We start from the raw sequence: 16,412 nt of genomic DNA on the forward strand, positions 1-16,412 counted from the left end.
CGCCCGGCCGGCGGCCGCGAGCAGCCGCGAACCCGGCAGTCCGAGCACCGGCAGGTCACCGCCCGCCAGCCGGACGCCGGCCACCACCGCCTCGGCCTGCGCCTCGTCGCGCACGGTCCGGTTGTAGAGCGCGCCGTGCGGCTTCACGTACGTCACCGCGGACCCGGCCGCTTCGGCGAAGACCCTCAACGCCCCGATCTGGTAGGCCACTTCGGCCGCCAGCTCGTCCGCGGGCACGTCCATGGCGCGGCGCCCGAACCCGGCGAGGTCGCGGTAGGAGACCTGCGCCCCGATCCGTACCCCGCGCGCGGCGGCCAGGTCGCAGACCCGGCGCATCACGCTCGGGTCGCCGGCGTGGAACCCGCAGGCGACGTTGGCGCTCGTCACCACGGAGAGCAGGGCCTCGTCGTCGGTGAGTGTCCAGCGGCCGAAGCCTTCACCGAGGTCGGCATTGAGATCGATCACGTTCTGCGGCACCTCCTCAACGTAAGCGATTGTTCAACAATTCGACAAGGGGCCGATTTGTTGGGTGATGCGCCACAACCTCTTGTTCGATCGTTGAACGATCACCTAGGGTCCGTGCATCCCCCACGGAAGTGGACGCTCCGATCCATCCGCATCATCCGGACTCTCCACCTCCGTGCCCTCCCCGTGCCCCTCGTCCCGAAGAAGGCGGCCGCATGATCGTGCTTCTCGGCGTGCTCGTGGTGATCCTCGGATTCGTCACGCGCCGCAATCCCGTCCTCGTGGTCGGCGTCGCCGGCATCGCCACCGGACTGCTCGGCAAGATGAACCCGCAGGAGATCCTTGCCGCGTTCGGCAAGTCGTTCGCCGACAGCCGGTCGGTCACCGTCTTCGCCATCGTGCTCCCCGTGATCGGCCTCCTGGAGCGGTACGGGCTGCGCGAGCAGGCCCGCACCCTCATCGGGAAGCTCGGCGGGCTCAGCGCCGGCCGCTTCCTCACCGTCTACCTCCTCGTCCGCCAGGTCACGGCCGCCTTCGGGCTCAACAACCTCGGCGGCCCGGCCCAGACCGTGCGCCCGCTCGTCGCGCCCATGGCCGAGGCCGCCGCCGAACGCACGGCCGGGGCCAGGCTCCCCGACGGGCTGCGCGAGAAGGTGCGCTCCTACTCTGCCTCCGCAGACACCGTCGGGCTCTTCTTCGGTGAGGACTGCTTCATCGCGATCGGCTCGATCCTGCTGATCACCGGCTTCGTGAACTCCACCTACCACCAGGAGCTCGAACCGACCCAACTGGCCCTGTGGGCCATCCCGTTGGCCTTGTGCGCTTTTGTCATCCACGGCTCCCGGCTGCTGCTGCTCGACAAGAAGCTGGAACGCGAGATGGCCCTGGCCGCCGCCGAGCACGACCTGCCGCTGCCGAAGGAGGCCACGAAGTGATCAAGGTCGAGTGGCTCTACTGGCTGATAGGCCTCGTCTTCGTCGTCATGGCCGTACAGATGGCGAAGGACCGCAGCAACCCCAAGCGCTGGACGTCCGCCGCGTTCTGGGGACTGCTCGGACTTACCTTCCCGTACGGCACCGGCGTCGCCGAGGGCGGTGCGAGCTGGACCCTGCCCGCCGAACCGCTCGGCGTCGCCGTCCTCGCGCTCATCGTGCTCGCCGGATTCAACTTCATCGGCAAGGGCGTGCCCGTCACGACGACGGGGGAGCAGCGCGAGGCGTCGGCGGCCCGCCTCGGCAACAAGCTCTTCATCCCCGCCCTCACCATCCCCCTGGTCGCCATCGTCTGCGCGTCCTTCCTCGACGGGTCGGGGCTGTTCGAGACCGGCAAGGCCACGCTGATCGGGCTCGGCCTCGGCTGCGTCGTGGCGCTCGTCGTCGGCATGCTGGTGACCGGCGAACGCAAGCTCTCCGTCCCGATCCACTCCGGCCGCTCGATGCTGGAGGCGATGGGCTCGGCCCTGCTGCTGCCCCAGCTGCTCTCCGTCCTCGGCTCGATCTTCGCGGTCGCCGGGGTCGGCACCCAGGTCGGCAAGATCGTGAACGACGTCCTGCCGGACGACTCCACCTACCTGGCCGTGATCGCCTACTGCGTCGGCATGTTCCTGTTCACCGTGATCATGGGCAACGCGTTCGCCGCGTTCCCCGTGATGACCGCGGCGATCGGCTGGCCCGTCCTCATCCAGCAGATGCACGGCAACGAGGCGGGGGTCCTCGCGATCGGCATGCTCGCCGGGTTCGCCGGGACGCTGTGCACGCCCATGGCCGCCAACTTCAACATCGTCCCGGCATCGCTGCTCGAACTGAAGGACCAGTACGGGCCGATCAAGGCACAGCTGCCCACGGCGCTCGGCCTGCTCGTCTGCAACATCGTGATCATGGCGCTCTTCGCCGTCTGAACCACTAGGAGGCAGCTCGATGACCCGAGTCCTGGTCACCGGATTCGAACCCTTCGGCGGGGAGTCCGTGAACCCGTCGTGGCAGGCGGCGCGGCTCGTCGCCGAGACGCCGCCGGACGGTCTCGCCGTCACCGCGGTCCGGCTCCCGTGCGTCTTCGGCGAGTCCGTCACCGAACTGCGGGCCGCCGTCGCGCGGGTGCGCCCCGACCTGGTGGTCTGCCTCGGCCAGGCAGGCGGCCGCCCCGGCGTCACCGTCGAGCGGGTCGCGCTGAACGTGGACGACGCCCGCATCCCCGACAACGCCGGGGCCCGGCCGATCGACGAGCCCGTGGTGCCCGGCGGGCCCGCCGCGTACTTCTCGTCGCTGCCGGTGAAGGCGTGTGTCGCCGCGATGCGGGAGGCGGGGGTGCCCGCGGCGTTGTCCCACACCGCGGGCACGTTCGTCTGCAACCACGTCGCCTACGGCCTCGGGCATCTGCTCGCGACCGAACACCCCGGGGTCCGGGGCGGGTTCGTCCACGTGCCGTGGTCCCCGGAACAGGTCGTGGACGGAACGGCGCCGTCCCTCCCGGCCGAGCTGGTGGCGCACGGCCTGCGCGCCATGCTCGTCGCCGCCGCGGAAACCCGCGACGACCTGAAGGTGACGGAGGGGGCCACGCACTGAGCGCCGCAGCTCCGCCGCGGCCCGGTGGGGCTCCTCGCGCCCCCTGAACGCCGCCCGAAGGGCGTGCATTTCAGGGGCGCGGGGAACTGCGCGACCAGCCACGACGGCGCCGCACCCGCCAACACAACACCCCGCCCCCGGTAGTCCCCTCACCCCCAGAAAGGACCCCCCATGCTCACCCCGGAGGACACCGCTCGGCTGGCCGCGGCCAACATCACGCGTGCGTACCCCAACTTCCCCGCCCACCTGGTGACGTCCCCCACCGAGGACACCCGCCCCGACACCCTCCACCCCGCGTTCTACGGCGCGTACGACTGGCACTCGTCGGTCCACATGCACTGGCTCCTGCTCCGCACGGACCCGGCCCCGCACGCCGACCTCCTGGACCGCCACCTCACGCCCGCGAACCTGACCGAGGAGGCCGCCTACCTCCTCGCCCACCCCGGCTTCGAGCGGCCCTACGGCTGGGCCTGGCTGCTCGCGCTCGCCGCCGAGTGCCGGGGCACCCGGTGGGAAGCGGCGTGCGCGCCCGCCGTGGACGCCGTCGAGCGGCTTCTGGCCGCGTGGCTGCCGAAAGCGACGTATCCGGTACGGCACGGCATCCACACCAACAGCGCCTTCGCCCTCGGCCTGGTCCTGGACACGGGCGAGCGGGCCGGACTGTCGCAGGCGACCCTCGGGGCCGTGCGCGAGCGCCTGCGCACCTGGTTCGCCGACGACCACGACGCGCCCGCCCACTGGGAGCCCTCGGGCCAGGACTTCCTGTCGCCCGCGCTCAGCGAGGCCGACGCGATGCGCCGGGTGCTGGGCGCCGAGGAGTTCGGGGCGTGGCTGGACCGGTTCCTGCCCGCGCTGCGCACCGGAGCCCCCTGCCCGCTCCTCGACGTGCCCGTCGTCTCCGACCACGCCGACCCCCAGATCGGGCACCTGCTCGGCCTCGCCCTGTCGCGGGCGGCCGCCCTGCGCAGCCTCGCGGACGCGCTGCCCGACGGACCGGCGCGCATCCGGCTCGGCGAGGCCGCCGACGCCCACCTGGCGGCGGGCCTCCCGGCCGTCGACCGCGGCGACTTCACGACCGACCACTGGCTGGCCACGTTCGCGGAGCTGGCCGCACCCCGATGACCGCGACGGCGCCGTGAACACAATGAACGCAAGTACGCGCGATCGTTGTCCCGTGCACCCTTGTCACGCGGCGGAGCGGTCCCGCATCGTGGCCCCCCATGGGACGAGAGCAATGGAAGAAAGTCCTGGTCGGATCGGCCGGGAACATGGTCGAGTGGTTCGACTGGTTCGTGTACGCGAGCTTCGCGACGTACTTCGCGGGGTCCTTCTTCCCCGACGGCAACCCGACCGCTCAACTCATGAACACCGCCGGCATCTTCGCCGTCGGCTTCTTCATGCGCCCGGTGGGCGGCTGGCTGCTCGGCCGGGTCGGTGACCGCAAGGGCCGCAAGGCGGCGCTGACCCTCACCGTGACCCTGATGTCGGCCTCGGCCGTCCTCATCGCGATCGCGCCGACCTACGCCGTCGCCGGGTACGGCGGCGCCGTCGTCCTGCTCGTCGCGCGCCTCCTGCAAGGCCTGTCGGTCGGCGGCGAGTACGCGGCCAGCGCCACCTACCTCACCGAGGCCTCCGACCCGAAGAGGCGCGGCTTCGCCTCCAGCTTCCAGTACGTGTCGATGACGGCGGGCCAGATCGTCGGCCTCGGCCTGCAGATCCTGCTCCAGCGCACGCTGTCCGACGACGCCCTGCACAGCTGGGGCTGGCGCATCCCGTTCGTCGTCGGCGCCCTCGGCGCGGCGATCATCTTCTACCTGCGCCGCAACATGCTGGAGACCGAGGTCTACGAGGAGTCCGCCGACGACGCGACCGTGGGCGGCGACGACAAGGGCACCCTCAAGGCCCTGCTGGCGCACAAGCGCGAGGCGTTCCTCGTCATGGCGCTCACCATGGGCGGCACCGTCGCGTACTACACGTACACGACGTATCTCACGAAGTACCTCTCCAACTCCGCGGGCCTGAGCAAGCAGACGGCGACGCTCGTCTCGTTCTGCGCGCTCATCGTCTTCGCCTGCCTGCAGCCGGTCGCGGGCGCCCTCTCGGACCGCATCGGGCGCCGTCCGCTCCTGATCACCTTCGCCGTCGGCTCCACCTTCCTGACGGTCCCGATCATGACGCTGCTACGGCACGCGGGTTCCTTCTGGCCGGCGCTCGGGCTGTCCCTGCTGGCACTGCTCGTCGTCACCGGCTACACGTCCATCAACGCGTGCGTGAAGGCGGAGCTCTTCCCGACGGGCATCCGCGCCCTCGGCGTCGCCCTGCCGTACGCCATCGCCAACGCCCTGTTCGGCGGCACCGCCGAGTACGTCGCCCTGTGGTTCAAGAACGGCGGCATCGAGGCCGGCTTCTCCTGGTACGTCGCCGGCTGCGCGGCCGTGTCGCTGGTCGTCTACCTGACCATGCGCGAGACCCGCGACATCGACCTGAACCGGGTCAAGGCGGCGGGTGCGCCCACGGAGCCCGCCGTGGAGCAGACGGTCTGACCGCATCGTGAGACCACAGTCCGGGCCCGGCCCGGGCTGTGGCAGACTGCGGGCGTGCTCTCGTTCGCCATGATTATTGGCAGCAGGCGCGCCGGTCCGCAGTGACCGCCTCGTACGACCAGGTACAGGTGGACACCGTCGTCCTCGACCCGCGCGCAGACCTCTCGCACCCGCGAGAGGTTTTTCTGTTTCCGGCCCACCTTCAGCCGGGAGAAGAGCGCGGGGGATCATTGATGGACGGTGGAGCCGGTCATTCCGGTACGACGACCGAGACCCCGAATCAGGAGCCACATCAGCATGAGCAGCAGCCCGAGCGAACTCGACGATTCCTTCCACGTCTTCGACACGACGCTGCGCGACGGCGCGCAGCGCGAGGGCATCAACCTCACCGTCGCGGACAAGCTGACCATTGCACGGCACCTGGACGAATTCGGCGTGGGCTTCATCGAGGGCGGCTGGCCCGGCGCCAACCCCCGTGACACGGAGTTCTTCGCCCGCGCACAGCAGGAGATCGACTTCCAGCACGCCCAGCTCGTCGCGTTCGGCGCGACCCGGCGGGCCGGCGCCAAGGCGAGCGAGGACCCGCAGGTCAAGGCGCTGCTGGAGGCGGGAGCCCCGGTGATCTGCCTGGTCGCCAAGTCGCACGACCGGCATGTGGAACTCGCCCTGCGCACCACGCTGGACGAGAACCTGGAGATGGTCCGCGACACCGTCTCCTACCTGGTCGCTCAGGGCCGCCGCGTCTTCGTCGACTGCGAGCACTTCTTCGACGGCTACCGCGCCAACCCGGAGTACGCGAAGGCGGTCGTACGGGCCGCGCACGAGGCGGGCGCCTCGGTCGTCGTGCTCTGCGACACCAACGGCGGCATGCTGCCCGCCCAGGTCCAGGCGATCGTGCACACCGTCCTCGACGACACCGGGGCCCGGCTCGGCATCCACGCCCAGGACGACACGGGCTGCGCCGTCGCCAACACCCTCGCCGCCGTCGACGCGGGCGCCACCCACGTCCAGTGCACGGCCAACGGCTACGGCGAGCGCGTCGGCAACTCCAACCTCTTCCCGGTCGTCGCCGCCCTGGAGCTCAAGTACGGCAAGAAGGTCCTGCCCGACGGCGCGCTGCGCGAGATGACCCGCATCTCGCACGCCATCGCCGAGGTCGTGAACCTGACCCCGTCCACGCACCAGCCCTACGTCGGCGTCTCGGCCTTCGCCCACAAGGCGGGCCTGCACGCCTCCGCGATCAAGGTCGACCCCGACCTGTACCAGCACATCGACCCCGACCAGGTCGGCAACCGCATCCGCATGCTGGTCTCCGACATGGCGGGCCGCGCCTCCATCGAGCTCAAGGGCAAGGAGCTCGGCGTCGACATCTCCGGCGACCGCGAACTGGTCGGCCGGGTCGTCGAGCGCGTCAAGGAGCGCGAGCTCAAGGGCTACACCTACGAGGCCGCCGACGCCTCCTTCGAACTCCTGCTGCGCGAGGAGGCCGAGGGCCGGGCGCGGCGCTACTTCCGCGTCGAGTCCTGGCGGGGCATCGTCGAGGACCGCCCCGACGGCACCCACGCCAACGAGGCCACCGTGAAGCTGTGGGCCAAGGGCGAGCGCATCGTCGCCACCGCCGAGGGCAACGGCCCGGTCAACGCCCTCGACCGCGCCCTGCGGGTCGGCCTGGAGCGCATCTACCCCCAGCTCGCCAAGCTGGAGCTGGTCGACTACAAGGTCCGCATCCTGGAGGGCAAGCACGGCACGTCCTCCACGACCCGCGTCCTGATCTCCACGAGCGACGGCTCCGGTGAGTGGTCCACGGTGGGCGTCGCCGAGAACGTCATCGCCGCGTCCTGGGACGCGCTGGAGGACGCGTACACGTACGGCCTGCTGCGGGCCGGCGTCGAGCCGGTCGAGTGACGCACCAGGGGGCCGGACGCGCGTCCGGCCCCCTGCTGTCAGCTGCGGGTCAGCTCACCACGTGAACGTCGCCGAGGTCTTGCCCGGCAGCGAGTAAGTGACGTGCTGGCCACCCCAGTTGATGGTGACGTCCTTCGCGGTCGAGGCGTCGTTGTACGCGAGGAGGGCCTTCGAGCCGTCCGGGTTGCGCCAGGCCACGTTCGGCACGGCGGACGAGCCGGTCGAGGCGATCCGGGAGGCTCCCGGCCGCACGAACTTCGTCAGGTGACCCATCGTGTAGTACTCGATGTTGTAGTCGACCCGGCCGCTGCTGCCGTCGCCGTTGTGGACGGTGATCAGACCGTCGCAGGTGCCGCAACCGCCGTTGTGCGGGCCCCTGTTCTGGTCCACGGCCAGCGACCACTTCGTCACCGACTTCGCCCAGTTACGGGTGTAGTCGATGATGTTCATCATGTCCTCGCGCTGCTGGTTGGCGATCCAGGTGCCGCCGGAGTGCTCGGTCTGGAAGGCGTCCAGCTGCGGGTACTTGTCGTGGATCGCGGTCTGCTTGGCGACGTCGCCGCCGTAGCCGTGCCAGGCGATCCCGCCGAAGTTCGGGTGCGCGCGCACGGCCGCGTCGTCCACGGTCGGCGCCGCGTACGCGTCGTACGTGTCCCAGTTCCAGTCGTGGGCAAGGACCTTGGTGCGCAGGCCGGCGTTCGCCAGCTTCGGCAGCAGCTCGTTCTTGGTGAAGTAGGCGAGCCCCGAGCCGTTCCAGCTCATCGACGGATAGCCGGAGCAGCACGTCGGCTCGTTCTGCGCGGTGACGTAGTCGATGGGCACGCCGGCCGCCTGGTAGGCCTGGATGTACTTCACGAAGTAGTTCGCGTACGTGCCGTAGTCCTCGGCCTTGAGCCAGCCGCCGTTGAGCTGACCGCTGTCCTTCATCCAGGCGGGCGCGGTCCACGGCGAGGCCATCACGGTGGCGGCCGGGTTGAGCTGCTTGGCCTGCTTGGTCAGCGGCAGCACGTCGGCCTGGTCGTGGGCGATCGAGAACTTCGCGAGGCCCGGGTCGCTCTGCCCGGCCGGCACGTCGTCGTACGTGTAGCCGGTGCGGGCCAGGTCCGATCCGCCCATGGGGTTGCGGAGGAAGGAGAGCCCGATGCCCTCGGTCGGCGAGAACAGCTTCTTCATCGTCGCGTCCCGGGTGGCCGGCGACAGGGCGCCACTGCTGTTCATCAGCCAGGCCGCGGTGTCCGTGAAGGACGCGCCGCCTCCCGTGAACGTCTGGTAGCGGGTGTTCTCGTCGACGGCGATCGTGGTGCCGCCGGAGCCGCCGCCCGCCTGGAACGAGACCGGGGTCTGCTGCTGCAGCCCCCGCGTCACGTGACGGCCGCCGCCGTCGTCGGTGGTGGTGAGGAAGATGGAGACCGGCTCGCCCGCGGCGTGCGCCGTACTGACGCCCGCGCCGGCGAGTCCTGCGGTGGTCAGGACCCCGGCCAGCAGCAGCCTGGCCAGACGTCCCGATCTTGTGGGGGTGCGCATGGTGCCTCCTGTGTCCCAACAGGTAACTCTCATGGCTTAGTTCAAGACGTGAGTTAAAGGGGGTTCCCGGTGCGCGTCAAGACTTCACGTCACGAACACTTCGATCCGTCATTCACACCCCGGCTGGGTTAGCGTCGAGGTATGAGGCCCCCTGTCGCTGCCCTCGCCGCCACCCTCCTCGCCCTCGGGGCCGCCTTCGCGGTGCCGTCCGCCGCCTTCGCCGCGACGGACGTCTCCACGGTGGCCGACGCCCTGGAGAAGAGCCCCGTCTACGTCGACCCGGCCGTCTCCGACGAGCTGAGCTCGGCGGACGCCGGCGCGCTCGCGAAAAAGATCAAGGACGCGGACAAGCCGGTGATGGTGGCCGTGCTGCCCGCGGACTTCCCCCAGCGGGACCTGCTGGGGAACCTGCGGACCAAGACGGGCGTCGTCGGCGTCTACGGCGTGCGGCTCGGCGACTCCTTCGGCGCCGGCGCCGACCACCAGGTCATGTCGAACGACGCTGTTCGGAACCTGACGGCGAGCGTGCGCGGCGAGCCCGTGAAGCAGCAGCTCGACGACTTCGTCGGCACCGCGATCCGCACCGCCAAGGGCTCGGCCCCCTCGTCCTGGGGCGGCGGGGACGACGACTCCGGCGTCCCGGTCGGCGCGCTGATCGGCGTCGGCGCGGTCGTCGTGGCCGGCGGCGCCGGGGTGTACGCCCTGTCCCGGCGCAACCGGCGGCGCCGCGAGGAGGAGCAGCGCGCGGCCCTGGACAGGCTACGGGTCGTCGTCGACGAGGACATCACCGCGTTCGGCGAGGAACTGGACCGGCTCGACTTCCACCCCGCGGAGGCCGGCGCGGACGACGCGATGCGGGCCGACTTCGAGCGGGCCCTTGACGCGTACGAGAAGTCCAAGCAGTACATGGCCGCTGCCCAGCGCCCCGAGGACGTGCGAGGGGTGACCCAGGCCCTGGAGGACGGCCGTTTCTCGCTCTCCCTGCTGGCCGCGCGCCGCGAGGGCCGCCCGCTGCCGGAGCGTCGCGTGCCGTGCTTCTTCGACCCGCGCCACGGCCCCTCGACCGAGGACGCCGAGTGGACGCCGCCGGGCGGGGCGCCCCGCGAGGTCCCGGTCTGCACGGCGGACGCGACGCGGCTGCGCGACGGGGCCGAGCCGATGGTGCGCACGGTCGACGCCGGGGCGGGGGAGCGGCGCCCCTACTACGACGCGGGCCCGATGTACGGGCCGTGGGCCGGCGGCTACTTCGGCGGCGGCATGCTGCCGGGCCTGCTGGTCGGCACGATGCTCGGCTCCATGATGGCGAGCCCCGCCTACGCGGCCGACTACGGCTCCGGATACGGCGACTTCGACGCCGGGGCCGGGTACGACGGCGGCGACTACTCCGGCTCCGACTTCGACTCGTCGGACTTCGGCGGCGGCTTCGGTGACGGCGGAGGCGGCGGCGACTTCGGCGGCGGCTCGGGCGGGGGCGACTTCGGGGGCGGCTTCTAGGCCCTTGGGGGGCCTGCCGCTGACCTGAGGGTCGGCGACGGGGGCCAGGATCGGCGGGTCGGCGACGGGGTCCAGGGACCGGCGGGTCAGCGATGGGCGGCAGGAACCCGCCGGCCAGCGCCGCGCGCCGGGAATCTGCGGGCCAGTGACGGGGACCAGGAACCCGCGGGTCAGAAAGAGATCAGGAACCCGCGGGCCCGCGACAGGCATGAAGGGCCCCGCGGGCCCGCGACAGGCATGAACGACCCCGCGGGTCAGCGCGGGACCGGGTCGTCGTGGTGGTCCGCCGCCTCGATCTCTGCCCGGTCCGACTTCGGGATCTGCGCCCCCTCCCCGTACATCCACCGCGACAGAGCGATCCGCAGCCGCGCCGTCGCCCGCACCCGCCGCCGCACCCCGTGCGCGTCCTCGGCGGGCAGCGCCCCCAGCGGTGCCGGCTGCTCGTGGGCGGTGAGGCGGTAGCGCTCGCCGGGCTCCAGCGGGGCGTGCGCCTCCACGTACTCGCCGTGCGGGAGTCGCTTGATGACGCCCGTCTCCCGGCCGTGCAGCACCTTGTCCCGGTCGCGCCGCTGCAGCCCGAGACAGATCCGTTTCGTGACGACGTACGCGAGGACCGGCCCGGCGATCAGCAGGACGCGGGCGGCCCAGGTGATGGCGTTCACGGAGAGGTGGAAGTGGGTGGCCCACAGGTCGTTGCCGCCGGCCGCCATCGCCACCAGGAACCCGGTCAGCCAGGCGACACCGAGTCCCGTACGGACGGGCCGGTTCCGCGGACGGTCCAGCAGGTGGTGCTCGCGGCGGTCGCCCGTGATCCACGCCTCCACGAAGGGGTACACGCCGATCAGCACCAGCCACAGCGGGAAGGCGACGAGCGGGATGAGGATGCCCAGGTTGAGCGTGTGGCCCCAGGCCGCGATCTCCCACCCGGGCATCACGCGCACCATCCCCTCCGCGAACCCCAGGTACCAGTCGGGCTGGGCGCCGGTGGAGACCTGGTCGGGGCGGTAAGGGCCGTACACCCAGACCGGGTTGACGGAGGCGACCGCCGCGATGACCGCCACCACGCCGAAGACGAGGAAGAAGAAGCCGCCCGCCTTGGCCACGTAGTTGGGGAAGAGCGGCTCGCCCACCACGTTGCGCTCGATCTTTCCGGGGCCCGCGAACTGGGTGTGCTTGTGGTAGAAGACCAGGATCAGGTGGGTCACCACGAGCGCCGCCATGATCCCCGGCAGCAGCAGCACGTGCAGGGAGTAGAAGCGGCCCACGATGTCGTTGCCCGGGAACTCGCCGCCGAAGAGGAAGAACGACAGGTACGTCCCCACGACCGGGACGGACAGCGTCATCCCCTCGATGAGGCGCATCCCCGCCCCGGACAGCAGGTCGTCGGGGAGCGAGTACCCCATCAGCCCCTCGAACAGGGCGAGGAAGAGCAGCAGCCAGCCGAACAGCCAGTTCAACTCGCGCGGCTTGCGGAACGAGCCCGTGAAGAAGTGCCGCATCATGTGCACGAACATCGCCGCGACGAAGATGAGCGCGGACCAGTGGTGGATCTGCCGGATGAGCAGTCCGCCGCGTACGTCGAAGCTGATGTCGAGTGTCGACGAGTACGCCTCCGACATCGTCACGCCGTTCAGCGGGACGTAACTGCCGTGATACTCCACCTCGTTCATGGACGGATGGAAGAACAGCGTGAGGTACACCCCGGTCAGCACCAGGATGATGAAGGTGTAGAGGCAGACCTCGCCCAGCAGGAACGACCAGTGGTCGGGGAAGACCTTGCGCAGGTATCTGCGCCCCAGGCCGTAGATCCCCAGCCGCCCGTCGGCCCAGTCGGCGACGCGCTCGCCCGCCGCGGGTTCCGGCCGCCTCGCGGCGCGGGTGGTGCTGTCGGACATGACTGCCTCCCGTCGGTGCTCACAGGGGAGACAGCCGGGAGGGGCCCGGATGTGACATCGACAGGGTGCCGTGTGAGGCAGGTCACGCGAACTGCCCCTCGGTCAGCCCCGGTTGAGCGTCCGCGTCACACCGGCCACCACCGTCGTCGTCAGGATCCACCCGACGGCGACGAGCGCGTACGCGAATCCCTGGACGCCCGCCCCGGCCCAGTGCCAGCCGTCGCGCTGGCCGAGTCCGCCGATCGGGATCATCAGGTCCAGGGCGTACGCGACCGGATTGAAGGGCGGTCCCTCGCCCGGCTTGTTGGGCACGGGGGTGTGCGCGGCGAACACGAGCGAGCCGATCAGGGTGAGCAGCGCCAGCCAGATGCCGGCGATCCACGGCCGGTACCCGTACCCCACGGTGGCGTCCAGGAGCCATCCCCAGGCCCGCCCGGCCGGCCCGAGCGTCGCCCGGCGCCGCCGCTCGCGCACGAGCAGCACGCGGCGCGCCTCGTCCTCGTGGCCGGATCGCCGGTAGTGGGCGGCGAGTTGTTCGTACGGCTGGGGAGCGTACGCCGGCTGCCGGTCCAGCCACGCCAGCCGGGTCCTCGCGTCGTCGCTGCGGGCGCCGGACGCGTCCCCGAGCCACTCGTACGTCAGCCCGTCCAGGCCGAGGTTCGTGGGCCAGGTCCGTGGCTCGTCCTGGATGCGCGTCGCCTGCGCGTTGCGCAGGTTCACCCCGCCCGCCGGCCGGTGGGAGAACGCCAGGTCGAGCGCCTCGACCCGCATGCCCACCGCCATCAACGACGACTGCACGCCCAGGAGTTGTGCGTCCCGGAACGTCAGCAGGTCCGCTATCTGCGCCCCGCGCAGCCGCACCCTGCCGTCGGCCAGGAAGCCGTGGGAGAGCCGCACGAACGACGCCTTCAGGTTGTCCCCGTTGAAGGCGACCGCGTCCGCCGCCCCGACCCGTATCCGCGCCCCGCGCATCCACAGCCCGCCCGCCAACTCGGCCCCGGGGAAGCCGATCTCGCCTTCGGAGAAGAATCCGTCCTCGCACATCACGGCGCCCCGCATCACGAGCCCGCCCCCCTCCAGGGCCACCCGCCCCGGAGCGACCAGGTGCGCCCCGTCGAGCCGGAGCCCGCCCGCGATGTCGGCGTGCACCAGGTCCACGGCGCCGTCGGCCCCGTCCCGCTCGCCGATCACCGAGCGGCGCAGGTCGAGCCGCCCGCCGATCCGCGCGGTCGACGCCATCAGCCCCGGCAGGGTGCAGTCGACGGCCCCGAACGCGAGCAGGCTCGTGCCCTCCAGGCGGATCTGCTCCTCGAACCGGCACTCCTCGAACCGCACGGCCCGCCGCACCTCGGCCCCGTCGAGCCGCAGCGCCCCGCTGATCCGGGCGCCCCGCACCACGTACGGCTGCGACCCGGCCCCCTCGTCGAGGATCTCCCGGCTGACCTCGGCCGCGGTCAGCCGCACGGGAGGTGAGGAACGCGTTCCGGGCGCGGGGCGGTGAGGACGGCTCCGGGCCGGGGTGCGGCAGTGTTCATCAGGCTCCTCGCAACGTGTCCGGCACCCGCCTGCTCTTTGCGGGGGCAGTCCCTTTGACCGCAGCATTCCACACGGGAGCCGTCGGCCGGAGCGAGTGCGCCTCGTGCTCCACCGCGGAACGGGGGCGCATAAACGGCGAGTTGGCGGCCACGAACGTCGTGGCCGCCTCAACTCATCCTCTGTCGAGGGAACTTCAGGCGTTCTTGATCGCCGAGATGTCGAAGTTCAGCTTGATCTTGTCGGAGACGAGGACGCCGCCGGTCTCCAGCGCCGCGTTCCACGACAGGCCCCACGCGGAGCGCAGGATCTCGGCCTTGCCCTCGAAGCCGACGCGCTCGTTGCCGAACGGGTCCTTCGCCGCGCCGTTGAACTCCAGGTCGATGGTGAGCGGCTTGGTGGTGCCGAGGATCGTCAGGTCACCGGTGATGCGGTAGTCGTCGCCACCGAGCGACTCGGCGGACGTCGTGCGGAACGTCATCGTCGGGAACTCGTCGATCTTGAAGAAGTCGGCGCTCTTGAGGTGACCGTCGCGGTCCGCGTTGCCCGTGTCGATGCTGGCCATCTGCACGTCGAACGTCGCGGTCGACTTCTCGGGGGCCGACCCGTCCAGGTTCAGCGTGCCGGTGAAGTCGGTGAAGCTGCCCTTCACGTTGGTCACCATGGCGTGCCGTGCCACGAAGCCGAGGGACGTGTGCGCCGGGTCGACCGTGTACTCGCCGGTGAGGGCGGCCAGGTCGGGGCCGGCCGACGTCGCGGCGGTGGTGTCGGCGGTGGTCTCGGAGGTCTCGCTCTTGCGGCCGAAGATGCCCATGACGTGCTCCTTGGGGACGGTGGCAGTAAAGGGTGCCGAAGTGATGTTGAATGTTGAACCATCAACTGCGACTGACTCTAGCGCGATGATGTTCAACTTTCAACATCAATCACAGCGTGTCTTCTCCATTACACCCGGTGGGCATCGCACGCACCCTTCCGGACGCGCGTAGAACCCGGCACCATCTCTCTGTTCCACCTGCACCACAGCCGCCCCACAGCTCGCACTGCACAGCACGCACCGCGCGTACGTACGTAGGCGCAGCGCGCCCGCACGCACAGCACGGTCCACGGTCATTGGTCATCGGCAGGAAAGGGATCCCCCCCATGCGCATCCGCTCGGCGCTCACCGCGCTCGCGCTCACCACCGGCGCCCTCGTCGCCCCAGGCTTCGGCGTCCTCACGGCGTCCACCGACGCCTTCGCCGCCACGAAGATCAGCCACGCCACCGCGACCTCGATGTTCAGCTCGGTCGGCGTCACCTGGTCGTCGTCCGGCGGCTGCTCCAACCGCAACAACGCCACCTGCACGTCCTTCGACCAGCTCAACCTGGCCACCGCACAGGGCGCCCAGACCCTCAAGCGGGCCAGTGGCTGCGCCCTGAACATCACCGGCGGCACGGAGACCGGCCACGCGAGCGGCACGTACTCGCACTGGAACGGCTACAAGCTGGACTTCGGCAAGAGCACCTGCGTCACGAACTACATCAAGAACAACTTCACCTACATCGGCCTGCGCGGCGACGGAGCCCCGCAGTACAAGTCCGGCTCGGGCAACATCTACGCCGACGAGGGCAACCACTGGGACGTCCTCTACTACAACTGCGGCGGCTGCTGAACTCGTGGCCGGAGGGTGCGACGCCCGGCTCCGGGCCGATCCGGCCATGAAGCAGGGCCGCATGTGAGGCGCATCTCACCGTCGGCCTTTGTATGACCTCCACAAGGCGACAGGGTTCTGAGCAGTAGCTTCGCCTGTATGCGGGCCGGGTTCTGTTCAGGCCTACCAGGAAAACGGTCCGGAGACTGTGCAGAGTCGACGGACCGTTTTCCTTGGTCGGCTTCGTAAGGTCACTACATGACCGTTTTGGACGACGCCGCCTCCGCCCCCGGGGACGAGCCCACCGACGCCCGCGGCCGCGTGGCCGAGCTGCACGCGATCCGTGAGCAGGCCCTGCGCGGACCCAGCGACAAGGCGACCGAGGCCCAGCACGCCAAGGGCAAGCTGACCGCGCGTGAGCGCATCGAGCTGCTCCTGGACGAGGGGTCGTTCAACGAGGTCGAGCAGTTGCGCCGGCATCGTGCGGTGGGCTTTGGCCTGGAGGCGAAGAAGCCGTACACGGACGGTGTCATCACCGGCTGGGGCACGGTCGAGGGCCGCACGGTCTTCGTCTACGCGCACGACTTCCGGATCTTCGGCGGCGCACTGGGCGAGGCCCACGCCACGAAGATCCACAAGATCATGGACATGGCCATCGCGGCCGGTGCGCCGCTGGTCTCGCTGAACGACGGTGCGGGCGCCCGTATCCAGGAGGGCGTCTCGGCGCTTGCCGGGTACGGCGGCATCTTCCAGCGCAACACCAAGGCGTCCGGCGTCATCCCGCAGATCAGCGTGATGCTCGGCCCGTGCGCGGGCGGCGCCGCCTACAGCCCCGCCCTGACCGACTTCGTGTTCATGGTCCG

The 16,412-nt window shown here is 70.6% G+C and carries 13 protein-coding genes and 1 pseudogene; 9 read left to right on the forward strand and 5 right to left on the reverse strand.

The annotated features are described in order from the left end of the window. Window positions 1–465: 5-oxoprolinase subunit PxpA (locus tag G3I40_RS35935; RefSeq protein WP_164559030.1), on the reverse strand; the 465-nt coding region annotated here is incomplete at its 3' end. Window positions 466–680: 215 nt separating this feature from the next. Here G3I40_RS35935 and G3I40_RS35940 point away from each other — a divergent pair. The 6 genes from G3I40_RS35940 to cimA all read left to right on the forward strand — a co-directional run bounded on the left by G3I40_RS35940 (window position 681) and on the right by cimA (window position 7,474). After that, the gene (locus G3I40_RS35940; RefSeq protein WP_164559031.1) at window positions 681–1,400 is read left to right on the forward strand and encodes a DUF969 domain-containing protein; all 720 of its coding nucleotides are present in this window, start codon (window positions 681–683) and stop codon (window positions 1,398–1,400) included. Continuing rightward, the gene (locus G3I40_RS35945; RefSeq protein WP_164559032.1) at window positions 1,397–2,362 is read left to right on the forward strand and encodes a DUF979 domain-containing protein; all 966 of its coding nucleotides are present in this window, start codon (window positions 1,397–1,399) and stop codon (window positions 2,360–2,362) included. The genes G3I40_RS35940 and G3I40_RS35945 overlap by 4 nt, the downstream gene beginning before the upstream one ends. A gap of 19 nt (window positions 2,363–2,381) precedes the next feature. After that, on the forward strand, window positions 2,382–3,026 hold the full coding sequence (pcp, locus tag G3I40_RS35950; RefSeq protein ID WP_164559033.1) for a pyroglutamyl-peptidase I: 645 nt from the start codon (window positions 2,382–2,384) through the stop codon (window positions 3,024–3,026). Between the two features lie 171 nt (window positions 3,027–3,197). Then, window positions 3,198–4,148: a DUF2891 domain-containing protein gene (locus G3I40_RS35955; protein ID WP_164559034.1), complete on the forward strand. Its 951-nt coding sequence runs from the start codon at window positions 3,198–3,200 to the stop codon at window positions 4,146–4,148. A gap of 98 nt (window positions 4,149–4,246) precedes the next feature. Continuing rightward, window positions 4,247–5,569, forward strand: a complete 1,323-nt coding sequence (locus G3I40_RS35960; protein ID WP_164559035.1) for an MFS transporter — start codon at window positions 4,247–4,249, stop codon at window positions 5,567–5,569. Window positions 5,570–5,866: 297 nt separating this feature from the next. Beyond that, on the forward strand, window positions 5,867–7,474 hold the full coding sequence (gene cimA / locus G3I40_RS35965) for a citramalate synthase (protein WP_164559036.1): 1,608 nt from the start codon (window positions 5,867–5,869) through the stop codon (window positions 7,472–7,474). A 57-nt stretch (window positions 7,475–7,531) separates the two neighbouring features. On the opposite strand, the pseudogene G3I40_RS35970 reads toward cimA, so the two are convergent. Then, window positions 7,532–8,998, reverse strand: a pseudogene (locus G3I40_RS35970) (glycoside hydrolase family 30 beta sandwich domain-containing protein); the annotation flags it as partial. A gap of 141 nt (window positions 8,999–9,139) precedes the next feature. Here G3I40_RS35970 and G3I40_RS35975 point away from each other — a divergent pair. Continuing rightward, on the forward strand, window positions 9,140–10,492 hold the full coding sequence (locus tag G3I40_RS35975) for a hypothetical protein (RefSeq protein ID WP_164559037.1): 1,353 nt from the start codon (window positions 9,140–9,142) through the stop codon (window positions 10,490–10,492). 254 nt (window positions 10,493–10,746) lie between these two features. Here G3I40_RS35975 and G3I40_RS35980 read toward each other — a convergent pair whose 3' ends face one another. From G3I40_RS35980 to G3I40_RS35990, 3 genes are all read right to left on the reverse strand, one after another. Continuing rightward, window positions 10,747–12,387 (reverse strand): cytochrome bc complex cytochrome b subunit, encoded by a 1,641-nt coding sequence (locus G3I40_RS35980; RefSeq protein WP_164559038.1) that lies wholly within the window; start codon window positions 12,385–12,387, stop codon window positions 10,747–10,749. A gap of 102 nt (window positions 12,388–12,489) precedes the next feature. Next, complete coding sequence (locus tag G3I40_RS35985) at window positions 12,490–13,851, reverse strand: oxidoreductase (RefSeq protein ID WP_164559039.1); 1,362 nt, start codon at window positions 13,849–13,851, stop codon at window positions 12,490–12,492. Between the two features lie 265 nt (window positions 13,852–14,116). Continuing rightward, window positions 14,117–14,734, reverse strand: a complete 618-nt coding sequence (locus G3I40_RS35990; RefSeq protein WP_164559040.1) for a YceI family protein — start codon at window positions 14,732–14,734, stop codon at window positions 14,117–14,119. 326 nt (window positions 14,735–15,060) lie between these two features. On the opposite strand from G3I40_RS35990, the gene G3I40_RS35995 reads away from it, so the two are divergent. Continuing rightward, a complete protein-coding gene (locus G3I40_RS35995) occupies window positions 15,061–15,570 on the forward strand; it encodes a hypothetical protein (RefSeq protein WP_164559041.1) in 510 nt (169 codons plus the stop codon). A 237-nt stretch (window positions 15,571–15,807) separates the two neighbouring features. Beyond that, window positions 15,808–16,412 (forward strand): carboxyl transferase domain-containing protein (locus tag G3I40_RS36000; protein ID WP_275410287.1); only part of this gene is annotated, 605 nt, incomplete at its 3' end.

This window comes from Streptomyces sp. SID14478 (assembly GCF_010548525.1).
Taxonomy (GTDB): Bacteria; Actinomycetota; Actinomycetes; order Streptomycetales; family Streptomycetaceae; genus Streptomyces.